Source organism: Pseudomonas inefficax, from assembly GCF_032164165.1.
In the GTDB taxonomy this organism is placed as follows: Bacteria; Pseudomonadota; Gammaproteobacteria; order Pseudomonadales; family Pseudomonadaceae; genus Aquipseudomonas; species Aquipseudomonas inefficax.
In genome coordinates this window covers 5754992-5769101 of sequence record NZ_CP134401.1, presented here as the reverse complement: position 1 = coordinate 5769101, position 14110 = coordinate 5754992, and the positions used below count along the sequence as shown (strand labels likewise).

Sequence of the window (14110 nt, the reverse complement as noted above, 5' to 3'; positions counted from 1 at the left end):
GCTAACGTAACGGCTAAGTTTGGTTTCGGACTTGTTTGGTTCTCAGGTGAGACATAAAGTAGTGGAAATCAGACATTTTAAGTATTTTTTGGCGGTCGCTGAAGCCAGTCATTTTACTAGGGCCGCCTTTCGCCTGAATATCGCCGTCCCAACGCTGAGTCGACAGATCAAGGAAATGGAGGAAGCGTTAGGGGTTCAACTTTTCGTCCGCGCGCAGCGCCAAGCGACTTTGACCGAAGCGGGTAAGGCATTGCTTACAGAGGCCCGTGATGTTGTCTATCGATTTGATATCGCTCAAGAGCAAGCGCAACGCGCCGGGCGGGGTGAAAATGGGCATATCGAAATAGGGTATGTTGCCTCGGCAGTCTTCAACGGAGCATTGCAGAGGCATACGACGACGTTTAAGAAGGCTTTCCCCGGCGTGCAATTGTCCTTGCGCGAATATCCTATGGTAGAGCTTCCTCGGCTAGTGGCGGAGGGGCGCATTGATCTCGCCTACGTGCGAGCGCCCATGGTACTTCCGGCTGAGTTGAAGGTCGGGCATCTAGATGAAGAAGGTTATGTGCTTGCGTTACCTTGCTCGCATCCGCTCACCTCTCGTCATTGCATCGATCCTGGTGATCTGGGTGATGAGTTGTTCATATTGCCAGAGCAGGTCTCCGGGACGATCACAGCCGGCAGTTTGGGCGCGTTCGTCCCAAAGCTTGGGCCCCAGCCCGGGAGCTTAGTCGCGGTATTGGCTCTGGTGGCACTGGGCCAAGGGGTCTCTATCGTGCCGAAATCGGCAGCCGTCGCAGTGAGTCTACCTGGAGTTACCTTCCGCCCCGTTAATGGTTTGGAGGAAGTGTCTTGGCTAGGCTTGGTGAGCAGGCGGCACGAGCAAGCTCAGCCAATCAGAAACTACCTTTCACTCCTCGGTTGAGGAGTGAAAGAAAGGATGAACGTTAGTTGTTGCCCGCTGAAGCGCGCCCTCTCAAATGATTCGTGGGCAGTGCAGTCGTATATTTAACTTGGCTAAGTGCGAAACTCGACTTGATGCTTGCCACAACGGGTATGGTGGTCAAACAGTCAAGGAGTAGCGCCTGATACTTTGTCAGGTCTTCGCTTACCACCCTCAGCATAAAGTCCGCCTCGCCGCTCATCAAATAGCACTCCATCACCTCTGGGCGCTCCCTGATTGCGTTCGTAAATACTTCTAGAGACTGCTTGTCCTGGAGTTTGAGCGACACGTGTACGAATACATTTATTGCAAGACCGAGCGCTGCAGGATCAACTAGCGTTACGGCGCCTCGTAAGACCCCACTTTCCTTCATCTCTGAGACACGTCGCCAGCACGGCGAAGTTGAAAGCCCTACAATTTCAGCGAGTTCTGCATTGCTTAACTCCGCATTTTCTTGGAGTGCATCAAGGATGCGCAGGCTAGCGTCATCGAGCTTCGAGCGGCTCATGGTAAATTTTTCCTCTGCATGAGAGCTTTCCAATGAAATGTACCGGTATTTCTACTTCTGAGGAAGAGATAGGTACGTTTTTTCGCTTGCCCAAAAATATCATGGTGCTACGTAACTAGATTGCAACGAGGTGGCACCATGCGCGCTTCAACTGAGCCAGTGTTTAAGACTCGCTCCAAAAATTTCGGGATATCTTCGACTTACGTCTGGCTTGGTGTCATGGTGCTTCTGTGGGGAAGTAGCTGGCCGGTTACCAAGCTTGCATTGCATGACGTGCCTCCGCTCTGGCTGGCTACCATTCGTTTCGCCAGTGCCGCGGTTTGTCTTTTTGCCTATCTGGTCGCGAGAGGACAGCTCAAGCTTCCCGTTAGAGGGGATGTGCCAATCATCGCAAGCGTGGGTTTGTTGCAGATGATGGCTTTCACAGGTCTGGGTATGGTGGCGATGGTTCATGTCGACACTAGCCGCGCTGTGCTCTTGGCATACACAACGCCACTGTGGTGTGTGGTTGTCGCCTGGGTCATGTTCCGTGAAATGCCCTCTAGGTTGCAGATTGCAGGGCTTGTCATAGGAATGTCAGGGGTCGCGGCTGTGTGCTCCCCAGGAGAGCTCGAATGGACAAATCAGGAAACAGTGTTGGGGGCAATATTCCTGCTTCTTGCAGCGGTCAGCTGGGCGATTGTCATCCTTCATGTGAAACGTCATCGGTGGGTGACCCCGCCACTGGCGCTTGCCCCGTGGCAGATGCTCTTGGCTACCATACCGTTGGCGATTGCAGCATATGTCAGCGAAGGCTCACCAACATCCCTTGTCTTGGATAGGAAACTGGCTGAGGAATTGTTTTTCATTGGTCCAATTGCGACATCGGCGTGCTTCGTGATTTCTGCGGAATACGGACGGCGAATTTCGACGTTTGGCATGTCAAATTTCACCCTTGGGGTACCCCTGATTGGAACAGTGTTCTCTTGCTTGGCTTTTGGTGCGACCGTTTCCACCATGTTCCTTGCCGGGCTCGGCCTGGTGGTTTTGGGGGTCGTGGTCTCTGCATTAGCTTCGCGCTCCCGCCGGACCTAAACCATAAAGTTTGGCGGAGGCTTTTCGATAAACCCGTTTCAGAGCTCGGAATGCGTAAGGCATTAGCTCTGAAACGGGTGCAATGAGGTTATTTAGGGTCTATGCGATAGATGCTCAGTGGTCGCTCGACCTTCGATGCGCCATCGTTGAACAAGCCTACTCGATCGACTTGCGCTGCCGGCAAGTACAATCTGCCCTGGTTGTCGAACGCAGGTGCATCGACCCAGTGCAGGCGAGTGTCCTTTGCAATGGTCTGAATGGTGCCGTCAGTGGCGATTCGCTTGACGCTATCTTCAGCTAGGTCACTGAAGTAGAAATTGCCCTTGCTGTCCATGGCTGTCCCACCGACCGGCGGCAGATCTCGCCAGTGCTCGACATGTTTGATGAGCTCAACTTCAGGCAAGTTGGCATCATCCAGCCAGCGCGTTTCAATCTTGTGCCAAGGGCCTTCCAACGGTGCGAAGTAGAGCCATTTCCCGTCCGGGGATACCTCAAGGGGATCGGAATGCACCTTCAATGCTGTCCCATCTGGCGCTCTGACTACTTTGCCGCTCAGGATAATGTCGCGGTTTTTGGGCGCGCGTACAGCAGGACTGGTCGTTAAGACGCGCCGGGCTTTGTTGGTTTCGAAGTCCAAGACAACGATGCCAGGAACGCCAGCGTCCGTCAGGTAGGCATGCTTGCCATTGAGGCGGATATCGTCGATGTAGCTATGTTCTTGAGCGATGCTGCTGTCGAATGGGATGACCTTGATCACTTCGCCGCTTTTTAGGTCAACGACCACGACCTTTGCACCACCTGGAATGACTTTGCCGCCGAAGTCAGTTACGCCTGCATCGACAATCCACAGCCGGCTATTGTCATCAACGCGCATGGCATTGACATTGACGAAGCGCTGTTCGGCTGGAATGGTCGCGTCATTGCTATTCCATCGCTCATTTGGAAAGGGATGGGGCTGGCCAGCTTGGTCTAGCTTCGATACGGATGGCCCCGCTGAGCCAGTCCATTTTGGGCCCGATACGTATAGGCTTCCGGCGCTGTCCACGGCCACCGCATTCCATACAGCATTTGCCGATTGGGCTACCACGTGAAGGGTTGGCGGCAGCTCGGCGTGGGCTACACCGATAAAGCCTGCCATCAGAGCTGTTAGTACAAATCGTTTAGGGAAGGTCATTGCAAGTTCCTGTTTGAAGGGCTGGGCAATGATCATTTTTCCCATTACGCTGAAAAACCTCGCCACCACGTAAAGAATTTCGTCAAAGTGAAGAAAATCATACGAATCGATGATCTGCAGGTCTTCGTATCGACGGCTGCTGCGGGTAGTTTCTCCGCCGCGGCGCGGTTGCTTGACATCTCGCCCGCCTTGGCGAGCGGTGCCATTCAGCGTCTGGAAAGCAACTTGGGCGCGAGATTGTTTGTTCGCTCGACGCGTCGATTGAGATTATCCGATGATGGCGAGCGCTACTTGCCGCACGCGCGGCAAGCCTTGGAAGCACTTGATAATGGCGAGGTAGCGTTGACCCAGGGCCGTGACGAAATCGCTGGCACTATTCGCTTGTCGATGCCATCTGATATCGGCAGGAATGTGTTGCTCCCATGGCTTGATGAGTTTCAGCAAACGCACCCCATGGTACGTCTGCAATTGCGGGTTAGTGATCAGGTGGCCGATCTGGTGGGAGAACATCTGGACGCTAGTATCAGGTATGGACAGTTGAGTGACTCGGGCCTGGTGTCCTTAGCACTCGCACCGATGAACCGCAGAACAGTCTGCGCCTCGCCGGCGTATCTCGCGCGTCATGGTATGCCGGAATCTCCTGAGGCGTTGAGTGGGCATAATTGCCTTAGATATGTAATGGGCGAGCAAACCTACGAGCGTTGGAGCTTCAATTTCCCACAGGGAGTGCGGACGGTTCAGGTGACAGGTGATCGAATCAGCGATGATGCCGATATTGTTCGACGCTGGGCTGTCGCCGGATTGGGGATCGTTTACAAGTCCAGGCTCGATGTTGCTGAGGATCTTCGTAGCGGCCGCCTGGTTGAGCTATTCCCGGAAAGCTATGGGCAGCCGGCACCGCTTCAGCTGGTATGTGCCCATCGCACATCGCTCACGCCGGCCATCCAATCGCTTAGAGCCTTTCTAGCAAAACGTTTCGAAAGCTAGTCGGGGCTCAGTGGCGGGGCACGGGGCCCCGCTACTGATTCAAGCTTCCGCCGGTGCCGACTGACGTGAGAGCCAAATGTCTGCAGCTTCCAAGGCTGAAAGCTTTTTGTGACGGATAAGAAAATCAAGCTCACTGACCGCGGCATTGCCAGGTTGTAGCGAGATTAGGTCCTCAATCAGTTCTTTCGGCATCTCTTGCACAATGTCACTGGCGGCAATGAGCGTTGCTTGATCTTCACCACCCAACAGCCCGAGCGGTTCATCTAGGGCTCGGATTTTGTAGGCATGGTGCAAATATTGAGGATGCCACAGCGGCACGACAAACCATTCCCGTTCGGCATAGGATTGCTCATAACGATTGAAGCAATCAGCCTCGGTGCCATGCGCAAAAAAGTAGCCTTCAGCATCCAACTCGTATTGCGTCACCATGGCTTTGGAAAAGCGACTGATACCAGCACCAGGGTTTATGCCTTGGATGCGGCGGCTCATCCGCTGGGCAACATCCGGCCTCAGCAGGTCTGCAATCGTAGCGACCTGATCCTCCGGTACATAATCAGGCACACCCCAAATGCAGAATGGGTTGTAAAGAACTCCAAGAGAAGTGCTCGGTTTCTTGCAAGCTGCCAGGTAGGCACCGTGGCTGGCTGGCAGCCAGGCAGATACGAGCATCTCTACCTTTCCTTCGCTGTACAACCGGAACATTTCCTCATGAGGAGCTGTGCTGACTTCCACCAGATAACCATGTCGCTCTAGCGTGCGCTGCACAAGCGCTGCGCTAGCGGCATGGAAGCTGAGGTCGATGTAGCCCAAGCGAATGTGCTTTTGCATGTCATTTCCTTATCAATGCGTTTGCGCAGGCTTGGCGTCGATCTTGACGCGCATCAGGCTGTAAGGCTTCACCCGTTTGTCTTGGCCATCGTTGAAGCCAGGTGAGCGGTGCAGCTGGTTGGCAGTGAAATACAGATATCCGTCTGGGCCGATCGACAAGGTATCAGGCCAAAGGACTCGCGAATCCTCAACCACGGTTTGCCAAGTGCCATCGGCAAGGCGTTTGCGGATGGAGTTGTGCTCATAATCCCCCGCATAGACTGCACCGTTAGCATCAGCCTCAAGACCGTCGGAGGCGCCTTTTTCACCAAGGTCTACAACTGCTTGTTCAAGTTCGGCTTCGCTTACATTGGGGTCTCGCAACAAAGCCGTTGGAACCGAATACAGGTGTCGACTCGAAAGCGGACAGAAGTACAGCGTCTTACCATCGCTCGACAGGGCGATGCCGTCCGAGGCTACGGTCAGCAGTCCTGATTTACCCTGCGCGTCGCGGGTGATGAGTGCTGGTTTCCCTTCGATGACAGGTCGGAACTCAGGGTCTACGGAAGTTGATTTGGCCCCGCTAAGGCGACGGGTTGCCGTACCGCTGGCCAGGTCCAGGACGATGATTCCGCCTGGCCCTTTTACCGACGAATCGGTGACGTAAGCGGTACCTTCTTTTCCTACGCGAAAATCAAAACGTACGTCATTCACATAGGTAGTTGGCAGAATCACTTCACGCGGGAACACAACAGTTTTCACGATCTTGTTGGTGTTCAAGTCGATTGCGATCAGCTTGGCTCCACCTGCCTTAGGCTCGGAGAAGGCGGGAGCGGCTGTATCCAATACCCAGACACGTCCTTGACCGTCAGCTACGACGCTCTGCACGCTGATGAACCCGGCGGCCGGATCCTTGGCGTTTTCCACATTCGTTTTCAGGTCCGGGTAAGGAACCAAATGGCCCTGTTTGATCTCCGCCACGGTGTAGGGTACGTCATCTCCCCAACGAGGGAAGTTGATGAAGATCCGACCCGTTTCGGTGACGGTCACGCCTGTAGGCATGGCGCCATTGAAAGCGAAAACACGTTCGGGGTTGGTGCCTGTGCCCGAGGCGGTATCGGCCATGGCCATTGCACTGAGCGAGACCGCGACAGCCAGGCCAGTGGCTTGGAAGAAAGCTTTCATATGCTTGTCCTTGAGCGTATCAGCGGGTTAGAAGCCTTCGAGAACGATCTTGCCTTTGGCTTTGCCGCTCTCGATCAGAGCATGGGCGCGCTTCAGGTTATCTGAGCCGATTTTGCCGAAGTGTTCCCCAATGGTGGTCTGGATGACGCCGTTATCGACCAGCTCGGAAATTCTGTTCAGCAACTCATGCTGTTTGATCATGTCTGCGGTTTGATACAGAGAACGCGTGAACATGAGTTCCCAATGCAGCGAAAGCGATTTGCGTTTGAGTGGCATGACGTCCAGTTGTGCTGGGTCATCAATCAGCGCCAGTTTGCCTTGTGGGCGAAGCACTTCAACGATCTGGGGCAGGTAGGTTTCGGTATGGGTCAGGCTGATAACGTAGTCGACCGGGTTGAGTTTCAGGTTTTCAAGCTGCAGCGGGATCGAGGCGGAGTGATCAATCACATGGTGGGCGCCCAGTTCTTGTACCCAAGACTGAGTCTCTGGCCGCGACGCTGTACCGATGACGGTGAGTTGGGTAAGTTTGCGGGCCAGCTGGACCAGGATGGAGCCAACCCCACCACCGGCGCCGATGACCAGCAGGCTTTGTCCTTTACCACCGTTCTCCTGAACGCCCAGTCGATCGAACAACAGCTCCCAGGCAGTAATGGAGGTCAGCGGCAAGGCTGCGGCACTGGCATTGTCCAGGCTACGTGGTTTTTGGCCGACGATGCGCTCATCCACCAAGTGAAATTCGCTGTAGCTACCAGGGCGATCGATCGCGCCGGCGTAAAATACTTCGTCGCCAACTTTGAACAATGAAACGTCGCTGCCCACTTCACGGACGATACCAACGGTATCCCAACCCAGCACTTGGACCTCTTGGCTGGTACTGCGGGCTCGCACCTTCGTATCTACCGGGTTTACCGCAATCGCCTTCACTTCGACAAGCAGATCTCGAGCACCTGGGGTGGGCTTCGGCAGGTCCGTTTCGAACAGGGAACGAGCGTTTTGGATTGGCAAACCAGCTTCTTGGAAAACTACGGCTTTCATATGAGGTTGTCCTTTACAGGTCAGAGAGTGATGTCAGGCTAACTCCCTTCGTGAGCCTCAAAAACTAGCTAACCCGAGGAAGACTTTCGCCGTTTCGCTGAAGGTTGAGGCGATCAGCCATTCAAGGAATGGCTGATCGTCTTAGAAGGAGCGCACACGTCGCTCAAAGTTAGGCGTCGGATCAGATCGCTTTCGGTGGGAAGTCGATGTCTGTTTTCGCCACGTTGTTCAGGTAGTTCGTCAAGGTCAGCAGGGAGACCTGCGCGATGACGTCGACGATTTTTGCATCGTCCAACCCTGCTTCCCGTGCGATTGAGAGATGCTCGTCACTCACTTGGCCGCGGCTGAGCGTGACAGCCCGAGCCAGTGCAGCGACTCCATTCAGCGTGCCAGCGCGCGCTGCCAGCAAATCATCAGCGTTCAGTCCGGTCTTCCCACCGAAGAAGCTGTGAGCCGCGACGCAATAATCGCATCCGTTAACTTCCGAGGCCGCTAGTGCCGCTACTTCACGTTCGGCAGGTGTCAGGCTGTTCTTGCTAAGCGCCTGTGCCAGAGCGAGATATCCTCCCAAGGCTGCTGGAGAGTGAGCCAGGGTAGCGAAGGCGTTAGGGATAAAACCCAAGCCTTTTTCAATGCCCTGAAGGGCAGTGCGCGCAGCGGCTGGAGCTTGGTCAAGGGTCAAAGCAGCAATTCGGGTCATGATTTTGCTTCCTTCTAGATTGTCCAATGCGTTTCTGTTCAGGCGACAGGGATAGGGTTTTCGGCCAGTGCCTCGTTGAACTGGTTGATCAGTTCATGCTCGTTTGGCCCTTGGTTGGCTCGTACTGGTACGACGCGGTCAACCAGGACTTCGGTTGTCGCTGTTTCCAGTTTTTCCAGGGTCTCTTGGATGAATTCGTCCAGCGGCATGGCGCGTTCATCACCACTTTTGTGGATCAGATCGGTGTCTACCCATGGCGGTGCGATTTCCAGAACCTTGACGCTGGTATCGCGCAGGGCAAAACGTTGCGACAGCGAGTAGGAGTGAATCGCAGCTTTGGTCGCCGAATAGAGGGCTGTCGCGGCCAGTGGCAGATAGGCCAGTACCGAGCTGTTGTTGATGATGTAGGCATCGGGTTGGCGCTTGAGATGCTCTACAAACGCTGCGCTAACACGCACCGGGCCCAGCAGGTTGGTTTGCAGCAGCCCTACAGCCTGCTCATCGTCATAATCGCCAGAGCCTGGGTTGTCGAAAGGCATGATGCCGGCATTGTTGATGATGACGTTCAGCGAGGGATGGCGACGGATAACCTCTTGTGCGACATCCGTGATCTGCTGGTGATCATTGATATCAAGTTGAACGGTGTCGATGCCTGGATTGGAGCTGGCGATTTCATCCAGCAGCGATTGGCGTCGGCCCGCGATGATGACTTTGTTTCCACGCTGGTGGAACGCTTCGGCCAGAGCGCGGCCGATGCCCGAGGTGCCGCCAGTAATGAAGATGGTGTTTGCGCTAGTTTTCATGATTTGTATCCTTTCAATTGATTGATTAAACGTCGTAACGCGGAGCGAGTTTGTTGCTGGAAAGATGTCCGAACAGCGCCTTGCGGCTGCTTTCGTACAGCTCGAAATGCTGTATGTCCTGCATGGAAGGGATGGAGATCAGGACACCGTTGTCGAAGTCTTGAAGGGCGCCATCCACTAGGTCGCTTGCTGACATCACGATGTTGGGATCAAGGTTCTCGACGGGCAGCCCACCGATCTCCCAGAAATCGGTAGCCGTAGCTCCTGGCAGTACCGCCTGAATCTTGATGCCCTGTTCTGCCAGCTCTTTGTGCAGCGACTGAGTGAAGGCTGTGACGTAGGCTTTGCTTCCGCCATACACGCCATTCAGAATTTCCGGTGCCAGGCTGACGATTGATGAGATATTGATGATTGCGCCCTGTTGGCGAGCGATGAAGCCTGGAACTGCGGCGTAGGTCAGTCGAGTGAGTGCCGTGACGTTGAGGCTAATCATCTCGGCCATTCGCTCCACGTCGCTGTCCAGCAAACTGGTGTGAGTACCGATGCCTGCGTTGTTAACCAACAGATTGATGCTGGCGTCTTCGCGCAATTTGCGTTCCACTCGCGCCAGGTCCGCTGCGTTGGCCAGGTCTCCGGGGAAGACTTCAACGCTCTGCTGAGTCTCGTTGGTGATGCGGCTAGCAAGAGCGTTCAGGCGATCACGATTGCGGGCGACCAGAATCAGGTCATAACCACGTTGAGCCAGGCGGTTTGCGAAAATTGCGCCGATGCCTGTGGATGCGCCTGTGATCAGGGCGGTGCCTTTGTATTCATGAGTCATGGTCCAGCTCCGTTGTTTGGGTGTGGAGCCATGATGCAAAAAAACAGATTTGTCTTAAACGACGCATATAGTCATGTTTTAGGACATCACAATCGGAGCACGGTTATGCATCGAATCGGCTACTTGGTCACGGATGGATTTCAGGTGATGTCTCTGGCCACCCAGGCGGTTTTTGAATTCGCGAACATGGTCGCGGGCGAGCCTGTGTACCGGATTCAGAACTACTCGGTGTTAGGAGGGACCATTCGATCATCCTTGGGAATGCACATCGATACGCTGGCTTTGGATGATCCAGGACTTGCAGATAGCTGGATGATCACAGGGACACTCACTCCGCTTACGCCTCCCGCTGCTGAGGTTCTGTCCAGCGTGCGGGGATTTGCCCAGAGCTCTAGGCGCATCGCTGGCATCTGCACAGGAGCGTTCGTCTTAGCTCAAGCGGGTGTCCTCGATAACCGGCGTGCGACTACTCACTGGGCATATGCCAAGACTCTTCAAAGCATGCACCCGAGCATTGAGGTGGAAGAGGATCGAATCTTCATTGTGGACGGCCCTGTTTGGACCTCTGCGGGAATGACCGCAGGCCTCGACATGGCATTGGGGATGGTGGAGAAGGATTTGGGAACGGAGCTTGCCAAATCGGTTGCTCATAAGCTCGTAATGCATCAACGCCGATCGGGAGGGCAGTCTCAGCACTCTGAGTTGCTTGCTCTGGCGCCCAAGTCTGATCGCATTCAGAGCGCTTTGGATTATGCACGTAAGCATTTGAACAGGGCATTGAGTGTTGAAGAGCTCGCGGAGGTTGTTCATCTGAGCCCAAGGCAATTCACGCGCGTCTTCACTGCTGAAACCGGTCAATCACCTGCTAAAGCGGTGGAGAGCTTACGACTAGAGGCAGCTCGGCTAATGATCGAGCAGAGTCGCCATAGCCTGGACACGGTAGCAAGGGAAACCGGGTTCAGGGATCGTCGACACATGCGCGAGGTATTCATCCGAGGTTTTGGGGTTCCCCCGCAAGCAGTTCGCCGCGATGCGAGGCGAGTCGGATAGAAAACGCTTTCCTATTAAACCGAACGGTTCGATACTGGGGTCATGTCGATCGTTTAGGTACCGAAAATGGGACGCCCTCGAAAATTCAATCGTGAGACGGTTCTGGAGAAGGCACTGCCCGTGTTTTGGCAGTACGGCTACTCCGGCACCTCTCTTCATCATCTTGAGCAGGCTACGGGTGTGAATAAGTCAGGCCTGTATTCAGAATTCAAGGATAAGGATGATCTGTTTCTGAGCGCTTTGGCGTATTACTACGCAAACCGCGGAGCACCAGAAATCCTGACTGCTCAGCCGCAAGGATGGGCAAATATCCAGCGTTTTCTTCGGCTTGGCGACCCTCAAGATAACGGGTGTATGGGCTGTTTTTCGGTCAATGCTTTACGGGAGTTTCCCGTGCTTTCCGACCAGGTCCGTCAACTGCTCGTGAATTGTCATCGTCGCTTGCTCCCGGAAATCGCTGACAACGTAAGGGCTGAGAAGACACGACTGGCTCCAGAGGTTGTTGCGGACATCATCATGGTGTTTTTCTCTGGTGTGTGCGTTGAAAGCTGCTTGCCTGCTGATGGGACTGGCGATCGGGTCGACCATTTCATGGCCGCGTTGCGGGCTCTCTAAACGAATTCCATCACCTTTTTGAACTGAATGGTTTTTTTCTCTTGCGCCTGCGTCTGGGTCGCCCTATATTGAACCGATCGGTTCTTAACGGAGCAGAGCGAGACGGCACTTACCCGTTCTGACGCTCTGTCTTAACCCAAGCGTCGCCCCGCAAGGAGAATCACCATGGCACTGAAGATCCATCCTATTAACCTCGGAAACATGCAGATGGATTCGAGTGGTCTGGTCATGTTCCGGAACCCCGGCGAGCAAGTCACCATCCCGGTTCTGGGTTTTCTTATTACTGGAGGGGAGGAACCGATCCTGGTCGATACGGGGTCACGCAATGCCCAGCAGTATGAAGAATATGGACTGACGTACGAAGTGACGCCGCAAATGACGCTTGAATACCATCTGGCCCAGCATGGGTTGCGGATGAAAGACATCCGGCACATCGTCCACACGCATGCTCATATCGATCACGTCGGCATGACTGATCTCTTCCCGATGGCGACTACAGTCGGCATCTCCCGTCGTGAGCTGGAGTTCGCTGCTTCCGGCATCATGGGACCGCTCATGTACACCGCGGCTGATACCAAGCATTTGATTGATCGTCTCCACACTCGAGGCGCAATTCGCCTCTTCGATGTCGACGGTACGTTCGAAGAAGAGGTTATCCCTGGCGTAGCAGTTCGACTGTCAGGGGGACACACGCCAGGCTCGATATCGGTCTTGGTCGAAACTGACGAAGGAATGGCGAATATCTGCGGCGACATCGCCTATGACATCCACGACCAATTGATTGAGCCCATTCTCGATCAAGCGTCCCATGAACCGACGATCACAGCGAACCGGGCCATGTCCACACTGGATGAAAAGAAAGCTCTCAAAAGGGCGCTTGCAGATAGCAAATTTCTGCTTCCAAGTCACGACGCGCCTGCCTTGATCAAGGGCGGAAAAGTCGTAGGGCGTATGCTCGATGCCATTTCTAATCCACAAGCTGACGCTACAAAAGCGATTAACTATTCGCTTGTGGCCTCAGTGTGACGCATGGCTTTCATAACCTTTGCACGCGCTCGCCCTTGGCGAGCCGTGCGCTTCGGGACTGGAACACTGGTATTTGCGATGGGCGTATGCCTGTTGATCAACCGCTTACTGTGAGCACAAGTCATGAACCAGATTGTGATAAACCCTGGAGTAAGCGTTGCCAATGACGACAAGCAGCGTCTTGGCCCGCGGACTCGTTTTGGGCTGCTTGCCTCCATCACAGTGACTTTCCTGGCTGGATCCAGCGTACCTACACCGTTGTATCCGATCTATCAGGACCAGTGGCATTTCACTGCGATGGGCATCAGCTTTATCTTCAGTATTTATGCCATATCAGTACTCGCCGGACTGCTAGTGTTCGGACGGCTGTCCGACTACGTCGGTCGTCGATCAGTACTGTTGTGGACGACTGTTTTGCAATTGGTGGCCATGTACATGTTGGGTGTAGCTGATGGCTTCACGGATCTAGTGCTTGGTAGGCTGATTCAAGGCGTGTCGACAGGGGCTGCAGTTCCAGCGGTAGGCGCAGCCCTGATTGATCTCAACCACAAGCGCGGAGCGGTCGTGAATGCCCTCACTCCCGCCATCGGCAGCGCTGTTGGCGCTCTGATGGGTAGCGTATTCGCACAGGCATTACCGTACCCCACTCATACCGTGTTCGCGGCGCTAGCTTTTATTTTGGTCATTCAGGGCGTTGGTCTACTCATCATGAGGGATGTCCGCGCAAGAATACCTGGGGCTGCTCGGTCACTGATGCCTCAATTCCGCATACCCGTGCATGTGCGCGGACCAATGATCATTGCATCGTCGCTATTCGTTGCTGGCTGGGCTGTCGCCGGTTTTTTTGCTTCGATGGGACCACGGTTAATTGAGCAGCTCTTTGCGCTACCCGCGTCATGGGCAGGAGGATTGGTGTTGGCGGCTTTCGCTGGAAGTGGGGTAGCTGCGATCGGGACATTCGTTAATCGGTCAATGCATACCCTCTCCTGGATTGGTGCGCTGGGGCTGTTGACCGGTATGGCTATGGTCTTAGCCTCATTGATCACCGGTTCGCTCACACCCTTTTTCTTTGGCGTTGTGATTTCAGGAGCTGGCTTTGGTGCTGGTTTTCAAGGTGGCATCCGACTGGTTTTATCCAAGTCACGCGCCGAAGAGGTCGCGGGTGTGTTGTCCGTTGCCTTCCTCTGTTGCTACCTCGGTATGGGTGTTCCGGCGATGATCGCTGGGTACGCGGTAGCTAGCGGATACGGCATCTTCGATACCGCGATAGTTTTTGCCGTTCTGGTAATGAGTCTCTCATTCGTAGCGGTTTACAGGATGATGAGCGGCGGCAGTAAGGTATGACGCTAGTAGAAGAGTAGAAAAGGCCACATAAAGTGGCCTTTT

15 protein-coding genes are annotated in these 14110 nt (G+C 54.5%); 7 read left to right on the top strand and 8 right to left on the bottom strand.

All coding sequences use genetic code 11. The features are described 5' to 3' along the window. Positions 1 to 61: 61 nt before the first annotated feature. The gene (locus RIN61_RS26030; RefSeq protein WP_313855012.1) at positions 62 to 922 is read left to right on the top strand and encodes a LysR family transcriptional regulator; all 861 of its coding nucleotides are present in this window, start codon (positions 62 to 64) and stop codon (positions 920 to 922) included. A gap of 22 nt (positions 923 to 944) precedes the next feature. Here RIN61_RS26030 and RIN61_RS26025 read toward each other — a convergent pair whose 3' ends face one another. Continuing rightward, positions 945 to 1448 carry an Lrp/AsnC family transcriptional regulator gene (locus tag RIN61_RS26025; RefSeq protein ID WP_313855009.1) on the bottom strand — a complete coding sequence of 168 codons (504 nt, stop codon included), beginning with the start codon at positions 1446 to 1448 and terminating at the stop codon, positions 945 to 947. 138 nt (positions 1449 to 1586) lie between these two features. Between RIN61_RS26025 and RIN61_RS26020 the strand changes: the two genes are divergently transcribed. Then, entirely contained in the window at positions 1587 to 2522 is a 936-nt protein-coding gene (locus tag RIN61_RS26020) for a DMT family transporter (protein WP_313855007.1), read from the top strand. Positions 2523 to 2610: 88 nt separating this feature from the next. Here RIN61_RS26020 and RIN61_RS26015 read toward each other — a convergent pair whose 3' ends face one another. Beyond that, complete coding sequence (locus RIN61_RS26015; RefSeq protein WP_313855005.1) at positions 2611 to 3741, bottom strand: L-dopachrome tautomerase-related protein; 1131 nt, start codon at positions 3739 to 3741, stop codon at positions 2611 to 2613. A gap of 51 nt (positions 3742 to 3792) precedes the next feature. Between RIN61_RS26015 and RIN61_RS26010 the strand changes: the two genes are divergently transcribed. After that, positions 3793 to 4683, top strand: coding sequence for a LysR family transcriptional regulator (locus tag RIN61_RS26010; RefSeq protein ID WP_112899535.1), 891 nt, complete (start codon positions 3793 to 3795; stop codon positions 4681 to 4683). A 39-nt stretch (positions 4684 to 4722) separates the two neighbouring features. On the opposite strand, the gene RIN61_RS26005 is transcribed toward RIN61_RS26010, so the two are convergent. The 6 genes from RIN61_RS26005 to RIN61_RS25980 all read right to left on the bottom strand — a co-directional run bounded on the left by RIN61_RS26005 (position 4723) and on the right by RIN61_RS25980 (position 10033). Then, positions 4723 to 5511, bottom strand: a complete 789-nt coding sequence (locus tag RIN61_RS26005) for a glycine betaine ABC transporter substrate-binding protein (protein WP_313855000.1) — start codon at positions 5509 to 5511, stop codon at positions 4723 to 4725. 12 nt (positions 5512 to 5523) lie between these two features. Beyond that, the gene (locus RIN61_RS26000) at positions 5524 to 6621 is read right to left on the bottom strand and encodes an L-dopachrome tautomerase-related protein (protein WP_313857699.1); all 1098 of its coding nucleotides are present in this window, start codon (positions 6619 to 6621) and stop codon (positions 5524 to 5526) included. A gap of 81 nt (positions 6622 to 6702) precedes the next feature. Further along, the gene (locus RIN61_RS25995) at positions 6703 to 7710 is read right to left on the bottom strand and encodes a zinc-binding alcohol dehydrogenase family protein (RefSeq protein ID WP_313854998.1); all 1008 of its coding nucleotides are present in this window, start codon (positions 7708 to 7710) and stop codon (positions 6703 to 6705) included. Between the two features lie 181 nt (positions 7711 to 7891). Further along, the gene (locus RIN61_RS25990) at positions 7892 to 8410 is read right to left on the bottom strand and encodes a carboxymuconolactone decarboxylase family protein (protein ID WP_099813499.1); all 519 of its coding nucleotides are present in this window, start codon (positions 8408 to 8410) and stop codon (positions 7892 to 7894) included. 38 nt (positions 8411 to 8448) lie between these two features. Continuing rightward, a complete protein-coding gene (locus RIN61_RS25985) occupies positions 8449 to 9213 on the bottom strand; it encodes an SDR family oxidoreductase (RefSeq protein ID WP_313854996.1) in 765 nt (254 codons plus the stop codon). 25 nt (positions 9214 to 9238) lie between these two features. Continuing rightward, positions 9239 to 10033: an SDR family NAD(P)-dependent oxidoreductase gene (locus RIN61_RS25980; RefSeq protein WP_313854994.1), complete on the bottom strand. Its 795-nt coding sequence runs from the start codon at positions 10031 to 10033 to the stop codon at positions 9239 to 9241. 105 nt (positions 10034 to 10138) lie between these two features. Here RIN61_RS25980 and RIN61_RS25975 point away from each other — a divergent pair, with 105 nt between their 5' ends. From RIN61_RS25975 to RIN61_RS25960, 4 genes are all read left to right on the top strand, one after another. Next, the gene (locus RIN61_RS25975; protein ID WP_262108366.1) at positions 10139 to 11083 is read left to right on the top strand and encodes a GlxA family transcriptional regulator; all 945 of its coding nucleotides are present in this window, start codon (positions 10139 to 10141) and stop codon (positions 11081 to 11083) included. A 66-nt stretch (positions 11084 to 11149) separates the two neighbouring features. Further along, on the top strand, positions 11150 to 11698 hold the full coding sequence (locus tag RIN61_RS25970) for a TetR/AcrR family transcriptional regulator (protein WP_313854992.1): 549 nt from the start codon (positions 11150 to 11152) through the stop codon (positions 11696 to 11698). Between the two features lie 165 nt (positions 11699 to 11863). Beyond that, the gene (locus RIN61_RS25965) at positions 11864 to 12724 is read left to right on the top strand and encodes an N-acyl homoserine lactonase family protein (RefSeq protein WP_313854990.1); all 861 of its coding nucleotides are present in this window, start codon (positions 11864 to 11866) and stop codon (positions 12722 to 12724) included. A 123-nt stretch (positions 12725 to 12847) separates the two neighbouring features. Continuing rightward, positions 12848 to 14068 (top strand): MFS transporter, encoded by a 1221-nt coding sequence (locus RIN61_RS25960; protein ID WP_313854988.1) that lies wholly within the window; start codon positions 12848 to 12850, stop codon positions 14066 to 14068. The last annotated feature ends 42 nt before the right edge of the window (positions 14069 to 14110 follow it).

What these genes read in the sequence shown, in the direction of transcription:
- RIN61_RS26025 (WP_313855009.1), bottom strand. Translation starts at nt 1,448, where the DNA reads ATGAGCCGCTCGAAGCTCGATGACGCTAGCCTGCGCATCCTTGATGCA.
- RIN61_RS26020 (WP_313855007.1), top strand. Translation starts at nt 1,587, where the DNA reads ATGCGCGCTTCAACTGAGCCAGTGTTTAAGACTCGCTCCAAAAATTTC.
- RIN61_RS26015 (WP_313855005.1), bottom strand. Translation starts at nt 3,741, where the DNA reads ATGGGAAAAATGATCATTGCCCAGCCCTTCAAACAGGAACTTGCAATG.
- RIN61_RS26005 (WP_313855000.1), bottom strand. Translation starts at nt 5,511, where the DNA reads ATGCAAAAGCACATTCGCTTGGGCTACATCGACCTCAGCTTCCATGCC.
- RIN61_RS26000 (WP_313857699.1), bottom strand. Translation starts at nt 6,621, where the DNA reads ATGGCCATGGCCGATACCGCCTCGGGCACAGGCACCAACCCCGAACGT.
- RIN61_RS25995 (WP_313854998.1), bottom strand. Translation starts at nt 7,710, where the DNA reads ATGAAAGCCGTAGTTTTCCAAGAAGCTGGTTTGCCAATCCAAAACGCT.
- RIN61_RS25990 (WP_099813499.1), bottom strand. Translation starts at nt 8,410, where the DNA reads ATGACCCGAATTGCTGCTTTGACCCTTGACCAAGCTCCAGCCGCTGCG.
- RIN61_RS25985 (WP_313854996.1), bottom strand. Translation starts at nt 9,213, where the DNA reads ATGAAAACTAGCGCAAACACCATCTTCATTACTGGCGGCACCTCGGGC.
- RIN61_RS25980 (WP_313854994.1), bottom strand. Translation starts at nt 10,033, where the DNA reads ATGACTCATGAATACAAAGGCACCGCCCTGATCACAGGCGCATCCACA.
- RIN61_RS25975 (WP_262108366.1), top strand. Translation starts at nt 10,139, where the DNA reads ATGCATCGAATCGGCTACTTGGTCACGGATGGATTTCAGGTGATGTCT.
- RIN61_RS25970 (WP_313854992.1), top strand. Translation starts at nt 11,150, where the DNA reads ATGGGACGCCCTCGAAAATTCAATCGTGAGACGGTTCTGGAGAAGGCA.
- RIN61_RS25965 (WP_313854990.1), top strand. Translation starts at nt 11,864, where the DNA reads ATGGCACTGAAGATCCATCCTATTAACCTCGGAAACATGCAGATGGAT.
- RIN61_RS25960 (WP_313854988.1), top strand. Translation starts at nt 12,848, where the DNA reads ATGAACCAGATTGTGATAAACCCTGGAGTAAGCGTTGCCAATGACGAC.